At 56.9% G+C, this 15,196-nt stretch carries 14 protein-coding genes and 1 pseudogene; 13 read left to right on the top strand and 2 right to left on the bottom strand.

Annotated elements, in window-relative coordinates; translation table 11 throughout:
- The first annotated feature begins 115 nt into the window (after positions 1–115).
- The gene (locus IPZ49_RS19690; protein ID WP_022648236.1) at positions 116–1,177 is read left to right on the top strand and encodes a YncE family protein; all 1,062 of its coding nucleotides are present in this window, start codon (positions 116–118) and stop codon (positions 1,175–1,177) included.
- 92 nt (positions 1,178–1,269) lie between these two features.
- On the opposite strand, the gene ansP is transcribed toward IPZ49_RS19690, so the two are convergent.
- On the bottom strand, positions 1,270–2,766 hold the full coding sequence (gene ansP / locus IPZ49_RS19685; protein WP_038416116.1) for an L-asparagine permease: 1,497 nt from the start codon (positions 2,764–2,766) through the stop codon (positions 1,270–1,272).
- Between the two features lie 327 nt (positions 2,767–3,093).
- Positions 3,094–3,984 carry a LysR family transcriptional regulator gene (locus IPZ49_RS19680; protein ID WP_063145856.1) on the bottom strand — a complete coding sequence of 297 codons (891 nt, stop codon included), beginning with the start codon at positions 3,982–3,984 and terminating at the stop codon, positions 3,094–3,096.
- Between the two features lie 112 nt (positions 3,985–4,096).
- Here IPZ49_RS19680 and IPZ49_RS19675 point away from each other — a divergent pair, with 112 nt between their 5' ends.
- The 12 genes and pseudogenes from IPZ49_RS19675 to IPZ49_RS19615 all read left to right on the top strand — a co-directional run bounded on the left by IPZ49_RS19675 (position 4,097) and on the right by IPZ49_RS19615 (position 15,077).
- Complete coding sequence (locus IPZ49_RS19675) at positions 4,097–4,495, top strand: cupin domain-containing protein (protein ID WP_063145857.1); 399 nt, start codon at positions 4,097–4,099, stop codon at positions 4,493–4,495.
- Between the two features lie 108 nt (positions 4,496–4,603).
- Positions 4,604–5,605: an MsnO8 family LLM class oxidoreductase gene (locus tag IPZ49_RS19670; RefSeq protein ID WP_063145858.1), complete on the top strand. Its 1,002-nt coding sequence runs from the start codon at positions 4,604–4,606 to the stop codon at positions 5,603–5,605.
- Positions 5,602–6,723 (top strand): amidohydrolase, encoded by a 1,122-nt coding sequence (locus tag IPZ49_RS19665; protein WP_063928893.1) that lies wholly within the window; start codon positions 5,602–5,604, stop codon positions 6,721–6,723. Before IPZ49_RS19670 ends, IPZ49_RS19665 begins: the two co-directional genes overlap by 4 nt.
- 16 nt (positions 6,724–6,739) lie before the next feature.
- Positions 6,740–9,003 (top strand): annotated as a pseudogene (locus IPZ49_RS23235) (NtaA/DmoA family FMN-dependent monooxygenase).
- A gap of 9 nt (positions 9,004–9,012) precedes the next feature.
- Positions 9,013–9,522: a GNAT family N-acetyltransferase gene (locus IPZ49_RS19650; RefSeq protein WP_063145861.1), complete on the top strand. Its 510-nt coding sequence runs from the start codon at positions 9,013–9,015 to the stop codon at positions 9,520–9,522.
- A gap of 9 nt (positions 9,523–9,531) precedes the next feature.
- Positions 9,532–10,458 (top strand): amino acid ABC transporter permease, encoded by a 927-nt coding sequence (locus IPZ49_RS19645; protein ID WP_022648227.1) that lies wholly within the window; start codon positions 9,532–9,534, stop codon positions 10,456–10,458.
- Positions 10,442–11,215, top strand: a complete 774-nt coding sequence (locus IPZ49_RS19640; protein ID WP_063145862.1) for an amino acid ABC transporter ATP-binding protein — start codon at positions 10,442–10,444, stop codon at positions 11,213–11,215. Before IPZ49_RS19645 ends, IPZ49_RS19640 begins: the two co-directional genes overlap by 17 nt.
- A 9-nt stretch (positions 11,216–11,224) precedes the next feature.
- On the top strand, positions 11,225–12,112 hold the full coding sequence (locus IPZ49_RS19635) for a transporter substrate-binding domain-containing protein (protein WP_063145863.1): 888 nt from the start codon (positions 11,225–11,227) through the stop codon (positions 12,110–12,112).
- 166 nt (positions 12,113–12,278) lie between these two features.
- Positions 12,279–12,896, top strand: a complete 618-nt coding sequence (locus IPZ49_RS19630; RefSeq protein ID WP_022648224.1) for a glutathione S-transferase family protein — start codon at positions 12,279–12,281, stop codon at positions 12,894–12,896.
- Between the two features lie 37 nt (positions 12,897–12,933).
- A complete protein-coding gene (gene pptA / locus IPZ49_RS19625) occupies positions 12,934–13,164 on the top strand; it encodes a tautomerase PptA (protein WP_022648223.1) in 231 nt (76 codons plus the stop codon).
- Between the two features lie 185 nt (positions 13,165–13,349).
- Positions 13,350–14,351, top strand: a complete 1,002-nt coding sequence (locus IPZ49_RS19620) for a Kdo(2)-lipid IV(A) acyltransferase (protein WP_063145864.1) — start codon at positions 13,350–13,352, stop codon at positions 14,349–14,351.
- A gap of 90 nt (positions 14,352–14,441) precedes the next feature.
- Positions 14,442–15,077 carry a helix-turn-helix domain-containing protein gene (locus IPZ49_RS19615; RefSeq protein WP_022648221.1) on the top strand — a complete coding sequence of 212 codons (636 nt, stop codon included), beginning with the start codon at positions 14,442–14,444 and terminating at the stop codon, positions 15,075–15,077.
- Positions 15,078–15,196 lie beyond the last annotated feature (119 nt).

Raw genomic sequence — 15,196 nt, 5'->3', positions numbered from 1 at the left:
CTCCACATTCAACTCATTAATGATTACTATTCTCATTAAAATAACGGCAAAGCGATGACTTTGCCCGCCGGAAGCGATGTCAGCGGTAAATATCCTCATTTAAAAAGGAATTGTTATGTCTTTACGTCATCTGTGCTCGCCGCGCCTGCGTGGGTCTCTGCTGTTGGGTTCTTTACTGTTTGCCGGTACGTTCCAGGTTCATGCCGCTGAAGAGATGCTGCGCAAAGCGGTCGGCAAGGGCGCGTATGAAATGGCCGTCAGCCAGCAGGAAAACGCGCTGTGGGTTGCGACGTCACAAAGCCGCAAAACCGATAAGGGCGGCGTGGTCTATCGTCTGGATCCGGTCACGCTGGAAGTGACGCAGGCGATTCATAACGATCTCAAGCCGTTTGGCGCCACGATCGATAACGCCACCCAGACGCTGTGGTTCGGTAACACCGTCAACAGTGCCGTGACGGCGATTGACGCCAAAACGAGCGAGGTGAAAGGGCGCCTGGTGCTGGACGATCGCAAACGTAGCGACACGGTGAAGCCGCTTCAGCCGCGCCAGCTGGTGGCCGATGACACGACCAATACGGTATACATTACCGGCATCGGCAAGGAGAGCGTGATCTGGGTTGTTGATGGCGCAACGCTGAAGCTGAAGGACACCATCACGAACACCGGCACGTTCAGCACCGGACTGGCGCTGGATGCGAAGGCAAAACGCCTGTATACCACCAATGCGGACGGTGAGCTGGTGACCATTGATACCGCGACCAACAAAATCCTCAGCCGTAAGAAAGTACAGGAAGACGGAAAAGAGCACTTCTACCTGAACCTGAGCCTGGACACTGCCGGCCAGCGTGCGTTTGTGACGGATTCAAAACAGCCTGAAGTGCTGGTGGTGAATTTGAAAGATGGCAGCGTAATGCAGAAAATCGCCGCGCCAGAATCGCTGGCCGTACTGTTTAACCCGGCGCGTAACGAAGCCTATGTTACGCACCGCGAGGCGGGCAAGGTGAGCGTGATTGACGCCAAAACTTACAAAGTGACCAAAACCTTCGATACGCCGGTTTACCCGAACAGCCTGGCGCTGTCTGCGGACGGTAAAACGCTGTACGTGACGGTGAAACAGAAGTCTACCCGTCAGCAGGAAGCCACTCAGCCTGACGATGTGATTCGTATCGCGCTTTAAGGTGGGAATTGCCCGGTGGCGCTGCGCTTACCGGGCCTGGAAAACAATGAAATGCAGGCCGGGTAAGGCGTAGCCGCCACCCGGCTTTTTTATTAACGCGACGTCTCTTCCACCAGCGGACCATCCTGATTGTCATCTCCAGGATGAACCGGGGCGGTACTGTGGATTTCATTCACGCGTTTACGCACGCCAAACCAGCCAGCAATCAACAGCACCGCCAGCAGCGGGATTGTGGCGATGGTGTAAGTACCGTTCGGGTAGTCGAAGGCCATCAGCACCAGTACACTCAACAAGAACAGCAGGGTAAGCCAGGAGGTCACCGGCGCGCCCGGCAGCTTGAAGCTGACGTCAGCCGCTTTCCCTTCTTTAATTGCTTTGCGCAGACGCATCTGACACACCACGATAAAGGCCCAGGAGGCGATGATGCCCAGCGCAGCGACGTTCAGCACGATCTCAAACACCTGAGACGGCACGAGATAGTTCAGGAACACGCCAAAGATATACACCACCAGCGTAGCCAGAATACCCGCGTAAGGCACCTGCTGCTTGCTCATCTTCGACATAAACTTCGGCGCAGAGCCCCCCATCGACATGGAGCGCAGGATACGGCCCGTCGAATAGAGCCCGGAGTTCAGGCTGGAGAGCGCGGCAGTCAGTACCACGATGTTCATGATGCTGCCCACGTACGGCACGCCCAGCTTAGAGAAGAAGGTCACAAACGGACTTTGCCCCGCCTGGTATGCATTCCACGGCAGCAGCAGTACCAGCAATACCACGGAGCCCACATAGAACAGACCGATACGCCAGATCACGCTGTTGATGGCTTTTGGCACCATCGTCTGCGGATCTTTACATTCACCTGCCGCCGTACCGACCAGTTCGATGGAGGCAAAGGCGAATACCACGCCCTGGACCAGAACCAGCGCTGGCAGCAGGCCGTGCGGGAAGAAACCACCGTTATCGGTAATCAGGTGGAAGCCGGTGGCGTTGCCGTCCAGCGGTTTACCGGTGCCGAGGAATACGGTCCCGACCACCAGGAAGATCACAATGGCCAGCACCTTCACCAGCGCGAACCAGAACTCCATCTCGGCGAACCATTTCACGCCGATCATGTTCATGGTCCCGACGATTGCCAGCGCCCCGAGGGCGAACACCCACTGCGGCACATCGCCAAACGCGCCCCAGTAGTGCATGTACAGCGCAACGGCGGTGATATCGACGATACCGGTCATTGCCCAGTTAACGAAGTACATCCAGCCCGCGACATACGCGGCCTTTTCACCGAGAAATTCACGGGCGTAAGAGACAAAGCTACCGCTGGAAGGGCGGTGGAGCACCAGCTCGCCGAGGGCGCGAAGAATGAAGAAAGAGAAGATCCCGCACACCAGATAGACCAGGGCGAGAGCGGGGCCAGCCATTTGCAGACGTGCGCCTGCACCTAAAAAAAGACCTGTACCGATAGCGCCGCCGATGGCGATCATCTGCACCTGACGGTTGCCCATCGCCTTGTGATAGCCCTCTTCATGAGAGTTCAACCAGCGACGTTTAGCAGCATGATGATCGGCTGCGCTTTTATTGCTTGTTTTCATTGAGTTACCTGTTTGCCTGTCTGAACCATTAACGTGATAGTCCTGCCTGGCAGAAGCCGAAACAAACGATTGCTTCTGCGCAGACACATGCTGCCTTTCCAGTCATTCTGTGTATGGATAAGGCAAAACATGGCGAGGCATCCTACCCGCAATTGATAAGCGACGCAAAATATAACCGTGCCGAAAGTGATGCTCGTCGAAGGAAATCGTGTGGTCAGAGCAGACTGCGATCACAACGCGCTGAATCGTGACGTTTTTTTAGGCAAAAAGGTCGGCGAATGCTGATTTAATCATCAGGTTTACTTAATAGTTACCTATAGGTAGAACTTATGGATGCCGCAGAGCTGCGATAAGTAATGTAAACGCGGAAGTGTGCTGGCGGCGGCTCGGATAATAGAGATGATAACCGGCAAAAGCCGGACACCAGGCTTCAAGCACACGCACTAACCGGCCCTCAGCAAGGGCGTCCTGAACCGCATCTTCCGGGACGTACGCCAGCCCCAGACCGTTTTCGGCGGCATCAATGCGTTGCGGCAGGCTGTTGAGGATCAATTGGCCGTCAACCCGCACGCGCAGCTCACGTCCGTCCCGTTCAAATTCCCAGGCATATAATCCGCCGCGTGTGGGCAGGCGCATATTAATGCAGCGGTGCTGATCAAGCTGCTCCGGCGTTTCCGGTACCCCGAAACGATGCAAATAGTCTGCCGACCCGACGACCGCCATGCGCATGTCCGGCGCAATACGTATCGCAATCATATCTTTCGCCACCTGCTCACCCAGACGCACCCCCGCGTCAAAGCGGCCATCGACAATATCTGTCAGCCCATCGTCCACCGTGACTTCAACGTTGATGTCAGGATACTGCGCCATAAAGGGTTTAAGCACAGGCCACAGCACGGCAGACATGGCGTGCTCCCCGGCGGTTAGGCGAATATTCCCGGCAGGTCTGTCGCGGGTATCACGCAGCGCGGTAAGTTCCTGCTCGATCTCCAGCAGATGGGGGCTTAAGCGCATGAAGAGTTGCTCGCCGGCCTCGGTAGGGGCCACGCTGCGGGTGGTGCGGGTTAACAGACGGACTTCCAGCCTCGCTTCCAGATTGCGCATCGCGTGACTGAGCGCCGACTGAGATACCCCAAGCTGCGCCGCGGCGCGGGTAAAGCTGCGCTCCCGGGCGACGACCATAAAGGAAAGCAGATCGTTGAAGTTGTCTTTTAACATGGCGGTTTACTCGATTTATGAATTGAATTCATGGTTCCTTTCTGATTATGCACTCTAATGCTCCCCATGGCTTTACGCTACTGTTAACGCAACAGCAAACGAGGAGTTAATCATGAAAATTATCCGTAGCGGTTCGTTACCTTCCGTTCAGGGGCCAGAGGCCTGGTTTACCGGCTGCGTGCGTATTGACGCGCCTTTCCAGGCGACTGAACCGGCAAAAGTCGGCGGCGCGACCGTCACCTTCGAACCCGGCGCACGTACCGCCTGGCATACGCATCCTCTTGGACAAACGCTGATCGTGACGCAGGGGCGCGGCTGGTTACAGGAGTGGGGGAAAGAGGCGGAACCGCTGAATCAGGGTGATATCGCCTGGATCCCACCCGGCGTGAAGCACTGGCACGGTGCAAGCGTGCAGACGGCCATGACCCATATCGCCATCGCAGAAGCTGTCGACGGGAGCCCGGTGGCATGGCTGGAGAAGGTCACCGACGAGCAGTATCCGAACGAGTAGCGGTAAGCTATAGCTGATTTCCGGCAATCCAAATGTAAATTAATTGTTTCTCAGAGGTGAAATCCGCCTTTAATAATGACGACATGTTAAGTCAAACGAGAACGCAACATGTCATGGCGAATCAGCATTCTGGATAAAAGCCCCGTCGCAGAACACGAAACAGCCGCCGATGCGCTGGCGCGAACCTTAGCACTGGCGCAACAGGCAGAAACGCTGGGTTATCACCGCTTCTGGATTGCCGAACACCACAATACCCCGCAGCTTGCCAGCCCCTCGCCGGAGCTGCTGATTGCCTGGATCCTCGGGCAAACAAAACGTATTCGCGTGGGCTCAGGCGGCGTCATGCTGCAACATTACAGCCCCTATAAAGTCGCCGAAAATTTTAACGTACTGGCCGCCATTGCGCCGGGCCGGGTTGATCTGGGCGTTGGCAAAGCGCCCGGCGGTCTGCCGCTTTCTACCCGCGCCTTGCAGTACGGCCTAAATCCGCAGGAAAAAGGCAGCTTTACTGAACAACTGACGCAGCTTGATCGCTGGATCCGCCCTGAAAATCAGTCAGCGGAGGAGGACGTTCGCGCCACGCCGCTGCCGCCGGTGCCTGCCCGAGGATTTCTGCTGGGCGCCAGTACCGAAAGCGCGCTACTGGCGGCCTCCCTCGACTGGCATTTTGTCTTTGCCGCCCATCTGAACGGTGATCCTGAGCTGCTGCGCGAGGTCGTCACAGCGTGGCGTCAACACAGCGTCCGGGAGGTGATTGTGGCCGTGCAGGTCATTGTTGCCCCAACCCAGGCTGAGGCCGATGCGCTGGCGCAGAAGGTTGAAGTGTGGGGCGTGGAGCTGGTAAACGGACAGCGCGTCACCGTGGCCAGCGAAGAACAGGCCTACGCCTTTGCGCGGCAGGCGGGGAGTGACCCGGTGCGCATCGCACGTCGGGCGCAGTCTCTGCTGGCCGGAACGGCGGATTCGGTGCTTGAACAGCTCAACGCGCTGCATCAGCAGTGGGGAATTGACGAATTTATCATCGACACGCCGGTCGCTGATGGCGCAACGCGCGCGCAGTCACTGCGACTGCTGGCCGAGGCGCGATTTAACAGGGAGGTGACCGTATGAGCTTTAGCGAACAACTGATTGCCTGGCGCCGTGAGCTGCACCAGAACCCTGAACTCTCCGGTCAGGAGGTCGAAACAACGGCGCGCCTGCGCGAGTGGCTGACGGCGGCCGGGATTGCACCACTGCCTTACGATCTCCAGACCGGGCTGGTTGCGGAGATCGGCACGGGCAACGCACTGGTTGCGCTGCGCGCCGATATCGACGCGTTACCCATCGACGAGCGCAGTGGGGTGCCGTTTAGCTCCCGGCGTGCGGGGGTGATGCATGCCTGTGGCCATGACATCCACACCAGCGTGATCCTCGGCGCTGCGTTAAAGCTAAAGGAGCGGGAAGCCTCGCTCAACGGTCGCGTGCGGATCCTGTTCCAGCCTGCGGAAGAGAATTTCGGCGGAGCAAAAAGTATGGTGCGGGCCGGGGCGTTACGTGACGTACGCGCGATTTTCGGAATGCATAACGAGCCTTCACTGCCGGTCGGCGAGTTTGCTACGCGCGGCGGCCCATTCTATGCGAACGTCGATCGCTTCGTTATTCATGTTACCGGCAAAGGCGCGCATGCCGCACGTCCCCATGAAGGCAACGACGCCATCGTGCTGGCAAGCCAGCTGGTGACCGCGCTGCAAAGCGTAGCCAGCCGTAACGTTAACACGCTGGATTCGGTCGTTCTGAGCGTGACGCGCATCGCCGGGGGGAATACCTGGAACGTGCTGCCGGAAAGCGTTGAGCTGGAGGGCACGCTGCGCACGCACCGTACGGAAGTGCAGCAGAAAGTGAAAGCGCGCGTCGGTGAAATCGCCGCCGGATTTGCCAGCGCCTTTAGCGCGCAGATCAACATCACCTGGTACGCCGGGCCCACCGCGCTGGTGAACGATGAACACTGGGCCGGGTTTGCCACCTCGGTCGCGCGCGAAGCGGGATATGAAACCCGGCATGCGGAACTGCACATGGGCGGGGAGGATTTCGCGGTCTATCTGCAAAACATACCCGGCGCGTTTGTCAGCATTGGCAGCAACAGTCCGTTTGGGTTACATCACCCGGCATTTAACCCGGACGAAGCATTAATCGAACCCGCTGCCCGCTATTTTGCTCAGCTCGCGGAAAAAGCCCTGCAACACGTTTAATTAATTTGAGGTGAATATGTCTGCACATCGTCAATTGCGGCTGGGGACCATTTTGCATGGTGCATCCGGAAATATGTCTGCCTGGCGCCACCCGGCGGCGGTCGCGGATGCCAGCATTAATTTTGATTTCGTCAAAGAAACGGCTTTAAAAGCAGAAGAGGGCAAGCTCGACTTTATATTTGTGGCCGACGGTCTTTATATTAACGAGAAATCCATTCCGCATTTTTTAAACCGCTTTGAGCCGCTGACGCTGTTGTCCGCGCTGGCGAGTATCACCTCGCGCCTGGGGCTGGTCGGCACGTTATCCACCTCGTACAGCGAGCCTTTCACCGCTGCACGCCAGTTCGCCAGCCTCGATCACCTGAGCAACGGACGCGCGGGCTGGAACGTGGTGACGTCGCCGCTGGAAGGGTCAGCGAAGAACTTCTCCCGCGAAAAACACCCGGAGCATGCGCTGCGCTACCGCATTGCCGATGAGTATCTCGACGTGGTGAAAGGGCTGTGGGACTCCTGGGAAGGGGATGCCTTTATCCGCAATAAAGAGAGCGGACAGTTCTTTGATGCGTCGAAACTGCATACTCTGGATCACCACGGTGATTTCTTCCAGGTTTCCGGCCCGCTGAATATTGGCCGCACCCCGCAGGGACGTCCGATTGTCTTTCAGGCTGGTGCGTCCGACGACGGTAAAAAGCTGGCGGCAAAACATGCTGACGCGATTTTTACCCACCATGACACGCTGGAAGAAGCCCAGGCTTTTTACCGCGATGTTAAACAGCAGCTGGAAAGTCACGGCCGCCGCGCAGGGGATTTACATATATTCCAGGGCGTCAGCGTGATTGTTGGAAACGACGCCGATGACGTAGAAAACCAGTATCAAACCACGGCGGCACTGGTCTCCATTAATGATGCGCTGAATTACCTTGGACGTTATTTCGAGCATCACGACTTCAGCCAGTATTCCCTCGACGCGCCGTTCCCGGATATTGGCGATTTGGGCAAAAACAGCTTCCGCAGCACCACCGATGAAATCAAGCGTAACGCACGTGAGCGCAACTTAACTCTGCGTCAGGTCGCGCTGGAAGCCGCATCGCCGCGCCCGCGTTTTTCCGGCACACCGGAGCAGGTGGCCGATGGTTTACAGGCCTGGTTCGAGGAGAAGGCGGCGGATGGCTTCATCATTCAGGGCGGTACGCCGGACACCTTCCCGCGCTTTGTCGACCAGGTGGTCCCCCTTTTACAGGCGCGCGGCCTGTTCCGCACCGACTATCCCGGCACCACGCTGCGCGAAAGTCTGGGCTTAGACGAGCCCAAAAATCAGTTCACACAACAATAAAAGAGAAAAACGCTATGCAGAAATCATCGCTTATTCTGGCGCTTGCGCTGGCTTTTACCCCTGCCGTCTGGGCAGAGAACGTCAATATTAACGGCACCGGGGTGAGCATTGAGGCCAATAAAACGCCGATCAATACCGCCAAAAACAGCGATGCGATCGCGCAACTGCCGAAAGACTATCGCTTTGCCGTGCCGGGGAAATTTACCGTGGCGGTAGCGGGACTGAATCAACCGCCGCTGACGGTCTTTTCCGACGACAACAAGACCCTGCTGGGAAGTGAGGTCGACATTGCGCGTCTGGTGGCGGACAGCCTTGGGCTGGAGCTGAACGTGGTTCCCACCTCCTGGGAGGACTGGCCGCTGGGGGTGGCCTCCGGGAAATACGATGCGGCTATCAGCAACATCACCGTCACCAAAGCGCGCAAAGAGAAGTTCGACTTCGCCACCTATCGCAAGGATTCACTTGGCTTCTACGTGAAATCCACCAGTCCCATCAACTCGCTTGTGAAGGCAGAGGATATCGCCGGGCTGCGCATCATCGTGGGTTCCGGCACCAACCAGGAAGCCATTCTGCTGGCATGGAACGAAGAGAACCTCAAAAAAGGGCTGAAACCCTTTACGCCGATCTACACCAAAGACGACGCGGCCCAAACGCTGGCACTTCAGTCGGGACGCGCGGACGCCTACTTTGGCCCGAACGTGATCGGCGCCTGGAAAGCGGCGCTCAACGGTAAAACCAAACTTGTCGGCAGCGTCGACGGCGGCTGGCCGAAGGCGGCGCATATCGCGGTGACGCTGAAAAAAGGCAGCGGCCTGGTCGAACCGGTACAAACCGCGCTGAACGGCGCAATCAAGAACGGAGATTACGACAAGGTGCTAAACCGCTGGGGGGAAGGCGTGGAGCGTATCTCCAGTTCCGAAGTTAACCCGGCGGGTCTGGGCGATTAAGGAGGCGCTATGCAGGAACAATTTCGTGACGTTTCGCCGGAAGATGCCGATCTTCAGCCCATTATCGCGGGGCTTTTCGGTGAGTACGCCGCTCGTTACGGCGACTACTTTTCAAAGGATGCGGAAGTCGAGCTGACAGAGTGGTACCTGGCGCCGCAGGGGCTGTTTATCGTCCTGGAGCGCGATGGCGAGATCATCGCCACCGGGGCGTACAAGCCCTTCGACGAACATACCGCAGAGATCAAACGTATCTGGACGAATAAAACGCTGCGCCAGCAGGGACTGGCCGCGCGCGTGGTACGGGAGCTGGAGCGCCGGGCGGTGCTGGCGGGCTACAGCCACATCTACCTGACTACGGGGTTTCGTCAGCCGGAGGCGGTGCGGCTCTATCTCAGTCAGGGGTATCAGCCGCAGTTCGATCTCAACCGCGACCCGGAAGAGTATAGCCAGCCGCCGTTCGACGGTCGGCTGCGTTTCACCAAGACGCTGATCCGCGAAGCGCTCAGCAAAACCGCATAAGGAGCGACGATGAGCAACGTTGAAACCATAAAAGTGGTCCCGGCACGTTATCCGCTGCGCGCTGCTGGCGCCGTGGTGGCGCTGTTTGTGCTGGCGGTCGTGATCCAGTCCGTGGCCTTTAATCCGCGCTGGGAATGGGCGGTATTTGCCCGCTGGTTCTTTGACCCGGTGATCCTCGAAGGCGTCGGACAGACGCTGCTGCTGACGTTGATAAGCACCGTACTGAGCGTGGTGATTGGCGGCATGCTGGCTCTGGCGCGGCTCTCGTCATCATGGCTGTTGAGCAGCCTGGCGTGGGGTTACATCTGGCTGTTCCGATCGCTGCCGCTGATCGTGGTACTGATTATCCTCTATAACTTCTCCTATCTCTACGACACGCTCTCTCTCGGCGTGCCTTTTACCGGCATTACCTGGGGCAGCTTTGAAACCATCAACGTTCTCGGGCAGTTTTCTACCGCCATCGTGGGGCTGACGCTGGTGCAGAGCGCCTATACTGCGGAGATCATTCGCGGGGGCTTCCTTGGGGTCGACCACGGTCAGTATGAGGCGGCCGCTGCGCTGGGTCTGCCGGCGTGGCGTCGCACCGTGCGCATAATTCTCCCCCAGGCGCTGCGCACCATCCTGCCGTCCGGGTTTAACGAAATCATCAGCCTCGCCAAAGGGACGGCGATGGTTTACGTGCTGGCGATGCCGGAACTGTTCTACACGATCCAGATGATCTACAACCGCACCCAGGAGGTGATCCCGCTGTTGATGGTGGGGGCCGTCTGGTATCTGGTGATCACCACCGTACTGTCTGCCATCCAGCATGTTATTGAGCGTGGACTCGCCCGCAGCGAGCGCCGCTCCGCCGTAAACCAGAGCCGGGCGACCAGCCGCGCGCGTTCCGTCACCACTTCGTCAGCACAGGAGCCCGTTCATGCAAGCCTCTCCTGAAGGACACATTTCCATAACCGGCGTCAGTAAGTTTTTTGGCCGACATAAAGCGCTCGATAACGTCACGCTTGAGATCCCACCGGGCTCCGTGACGGTGATCCTCGGACCCTCTGGATCGGGAAAATCGACGCTGCTGCGCACTATTAACCATCTGGAGCGCGTAGACGAAGGCTTTATCCAGATTGACGGGAATTACATCGGCTATCGCCGTCAGGGTGACAAACTCTACGAGCTCAAAGAGAAAGAGATCCTCAAACAGCGCGTCAACGTTGGGTACGTGTTTCAGAACTTCAATCTTTTTCCGCATCTCACGGTGCTGGAAAACCTGATTGAAGCACCCATCGCGCATAAAAAGTTCAGTAAAAAAGAGGCTGTTGAAAACGCCTACAGCCTTCTGGATGTGGTAGGTCTGCGCGATAAAGCCGATGCCTGGTCGCGTCACCTCTCCGGCGGCCAACAGCAGCGCATTGCCATTGCCCGCGCGCTGGCGCTGCGCCCGCGCGTGATGCTGTTTGATGAACCAACCTCGGCGCTGGATCCGGAACTGGTTGGCGAAGTGCTGGACGTGATTAAAAAGCTCGCCCGCTCCGGCACTACGCTGGTGGTGGTCACCCATGAGATCGGCTTTGCCCGGGAAGTGGCGGACCAGGTGGTATTTATGGTCGACGGTAAAATTGTGGAGCAGGGCAGCAGCGACGACGTGTTAAACCGACCGTCGCATCCGCGAACGCGCCAGTTCCTCTCAAAAGTGCTGTAAGGAGCGCAGATGAAATATGGACTCCTGGCGGGGCTGGTCTTCACGACGGCGAGTCACGCCAGCATTGATTTAAAGGCCAACGAACAGCCGCTGCCGGTGACGGTTGATCAACAGGCAGTGGGGAAAATCCCGGCGAACTATAAATTTGTTGAGCCGGGTACCCTCACGGTGGCAATTTCAGCCCTGAATTCTCCGCCGCTGGCGCTGCTGGCCAGTGATAACCGCACCCGTATTGGCAGCGACCCGGATATCGCCCGGTTGCTGGCGGGCAGTCTGGGGCTGAAGCTGAAGCTGGTGCCAACGGCGTGGGAAGACTGGCCGCTGGGGATCACTTCCGGGCGCTATGACGTGGCGTTGGTGAATATCGCCGTCACCGAGCAACGTAAGGAGAAGTTCGATTTTGCAACCTATCGCGTCGATTCCCTGGCCTTCTCGGTGAAATCCACCAGCAACGTACAGTCGATCACCAGTGCGAAAGATCTGGCCGGTAAAAAGGTGATTGTCGGGTCAGGCACCAATCAGGAACGTATTCTGCTGGGCTGGAACGAAGGGAATAAAAAGGCCGGACGCGAGCCTGCGTTGCCGGTTTATCTGACCGACGACGCCTCAGGCAATCTCTATATTCAGTCCGGCAGGGCGGATGTCTTCTTTGGACCGCAGTCCGTTTCGGCCTACAAAGCCGCGTTAACCGGCAAAACCCGCGTCGTGGGATTAGGCCCGAAGAAAGCCTATGTCGCCACCACAACCAAAAAAGGCAATGGGCTGGTGTATGCGTTGCAGGCTGCGCTGGACGGTGCGATTAAGCGCGGGGATTATCAAAAGGTGCTGGCGCGCTGGGGGGAAGCGGGCGAAGCGGTGACGTCTTCAGACGTTAATCCGCCCGGGATAACCTACTAATGGTGCTCTATACCCTAAATAATTCGAGTTGCAGGAAGGCGGCAAGGGAACGAATCCCCGGGAGCGTACATAAGTACGTGACTGGGGTGAGTGAATGCAGCCAACGCACCTGCAACTTGAAGTATGACGGGTATACACTTAGGGTTTTCATCCCTGAGGAGGCAACATGATCAAACTCTATGGCGTACCCGGCTGGGGATCGGCAATCAGTGAAGTGATGCTGACTCTGGCAGACATCCCGTATCAGTTCGTCAACGTGGATGGGTTTGACCAGCCCGGCCCGCAGCGCGAATTGCTGTTGAAACTGAACCCGCTGTGCCAGGTGCCGACGCTGGAGCTGGAAAACGGGGCGATCGTGACGGAAACCGCGGCGATCGCCCTGATGGTGCTCGACAGACGACCCGACCTCGCGCCGCCCGTTGGGCAGGCCGAGCGCCAGCAGTTTCAGCGCCTGCTCATCTGGTTTGTGGCGAACGTCTATCCCACCTTTACGTATGCAGATTACCCGGAACGCTGGGTGCCTGATGCCCCGGAACAGCTGAAGAAAAACTGTATTGAGTACCGGAAATCCCTCTATCTGTGGTTTGACAGCCAGCTCAGCGCCTCGCCTTATGCCTTTGGCCAACAGCTTACGCTGCTTGACGTCTATATTGCCGTCGTGCGTACCTGGGGTCCAGGTCATGAGTGGTTTACCACCAACGCACCTAATATCACCGCCATCGCGGATGCCGTCTGCGCGTTGCCAGAACTGCACAAGGTGCTAAAAGCTAACGACATAATCTGATAACGTGGAACGCTAACCTATAAAAGGAGCCCTGCCCATGCCTCACGTTGATATCAAATGTTTTCCACGCGATCTGACTGACGAACAAAAAACGGCCCTGGCGGCGGATATCGCCGAAACGATAGTCCGTCATCTGAACAGCAAAGATCGCTCAATCTCCGTGGCGCTTCACGAAGTCCAGGAAGCTGACTGGAAGGCGCAGGTCTGGGATACCGAGATTGGACCTAAACTGGATGAACTGATTAAGAAGCCCGGCTATTCGATGTAACTCGCCTGCCGGGTGGTGCAGTATCACCCGGCGATCCCCGCCTTTCATTCCTTTCGCAAAAATCGATAATAAACAGCACAACGTTTCCGCTACAATTCACTCCTCCGAACAATATTCGTTAAATCAGCAGGTAAGCACTACAACTGCACCAGATTAAGTACAGATAATAAAAGGATAATTTTTTCATGACAAAATTACCTCGGTTTTCACTCGCCTATATTCATCCTCGTTACTGGCTCAGTTGGGCAGGCATCGCCGCACTCTGGTGTACGGTCCAGCTCCCATATTCGCTTCTGTTAAAAGCAGGGCACGGACTCGGGCGTCTGGCCATGCGTCTGCTTCCACGCCGCGTGGAAATCGCCAGACGAAATCTTGAGCTTTGCTTTCCGGAGATGAAAGAGGGTGAGCGCGAGCGTTTGCTTGAGCGTAATTTTGAATCGGTTGGAATGGGCGTCATCGAAACGGGCATCGCGTGGTTCTGGCCTGACTGGCGCGTGCGCAAACACTTCAGCGTGACCGGCTACGAACATATGGAACAGGCACGGGCGCAAGGAAGGGGCGTGGTGCTCATTGGCATGCATTTTCTCACGCTGGAATTAGGCGCACGCATCTTTGGCATGCTCAACGCGGGTATTGGCGTCTATCGTCCCAACAACAATGCGTTGCTCGACTGGCTACAGACGCGCGGTCGTCTGCGTTCCAATAAAACCATGCTCGACCGCTACGATTTGAAGGGCATGATCCGCGCGCTTAAGCAAAATGAGATCCTGTGGTATGCCCCGGATCACGACTATGGAAAAACGAATAGCGTGTTTGTGCCGTTTTTTGCCGTCCCGGACGCCGCGACAACTGCCGGGAGCTATATGCTGGTGAAAAGTGCCAGACCGGCCGTGATCCCGTTTGTACCACGCAGAAAAGCAGACGGCACAGGGTATGAGCTGATTATCCTGGACGATATTAGCGATACCTTGCAGGGAGGCGATAAAGTGGCCGTGGCTACGCAGATGAACAGGGCGATTGAGCGTGCGGTGATGATGGCACCCGAGCAATATATGTGGCTGCATCGTCGCTTCAAAACGCGTCCTGAAGGGCAACCGGACCGGTATGCGCGAAAAAAACAGGTCCAGTCCTCAGTCAGAACTTTCTCTGCCAGCGATATGTCGGATCGGTCGAGTATCCAGCAGTAACACAGGGGGCGGATGCCGTTGCGCTCCGCCCTTTATAAAATCTGCGCCGCTGGTTAGAATTACCGCATCCACCTTGTCGGGATGCAAAATATGACCGGAAGAGTCGACTATCACCTTGAAAAATATCTCCTCACCGAAGTCGCCGAGCCAGAACGTCTGACCCGCCAGTGGGCAGAAGTGATGCGCGAGTGTCGCGAGCAAAAATCCGGTGCGGAAGAGCGTTTGCGTCTCGCGCTGCTGAATGTGGATTATGTGACCAGCTTTGAGCTTCCCTTCCGGTTACTCCTCACCCGCGCCCCGCAGTTGATTGATGGGATCAGAAATGAGTTCCAGCTCAGTCAAAAAAATGTCCTGTTCAACGGCAAGCGGTTTGGCTGCGTTTACAGCCTTAAACAGGACCTGGAAGGCGTTCCTGACGAATTTACCTATCACCTGAAAACGCGGATCCAGCGAAGCGACAGCACTGGCGGAAGTGAAGTACCTTACCGGCAAATTGCACAGCAGGTGAAAGCGCCCAGGGAACGACTCAAACTGGCACTCGAAAATGGACTATCTGTAACGGCGCTCGACGGGCTTTTCTGGTTTGGCATTCAGCGCATCGCGGCCGATGTGCAGAGGCTAAGAAAAACGGGCACGAGGATTGTGACGTCAGAGACTGAGGTATTTGATACGCTAACGATGACAACCCGGCGGATCCCTGTCTACAGCCTGACGCAGCCGGAATGAGCCTCGGTCGCTGAATCGTCGAGCGTCTCAGAGAAAACAAAAAAAGACGGTAAGCTCTTTCTCAGATATATCGTGCTTCAGCAACGCTTTCATTGACATTATGCCCCTTAGAAAGAGGG

It is taken from the genome of Enterobacter cloacae complex sp. S2 (assembly GCF_015159675.1).
GTDB lineage: Bacteria > Pseudomonadota > Gammaproteobacteria > Enterobacterales > Enterobacteriaceae > Enterobacter > Enterobacter intestinihominis.
Note: the sequence above shows the minus strand (reverse complement) of the source record. Positions and strands in the feature narration are given on the sequence as shown.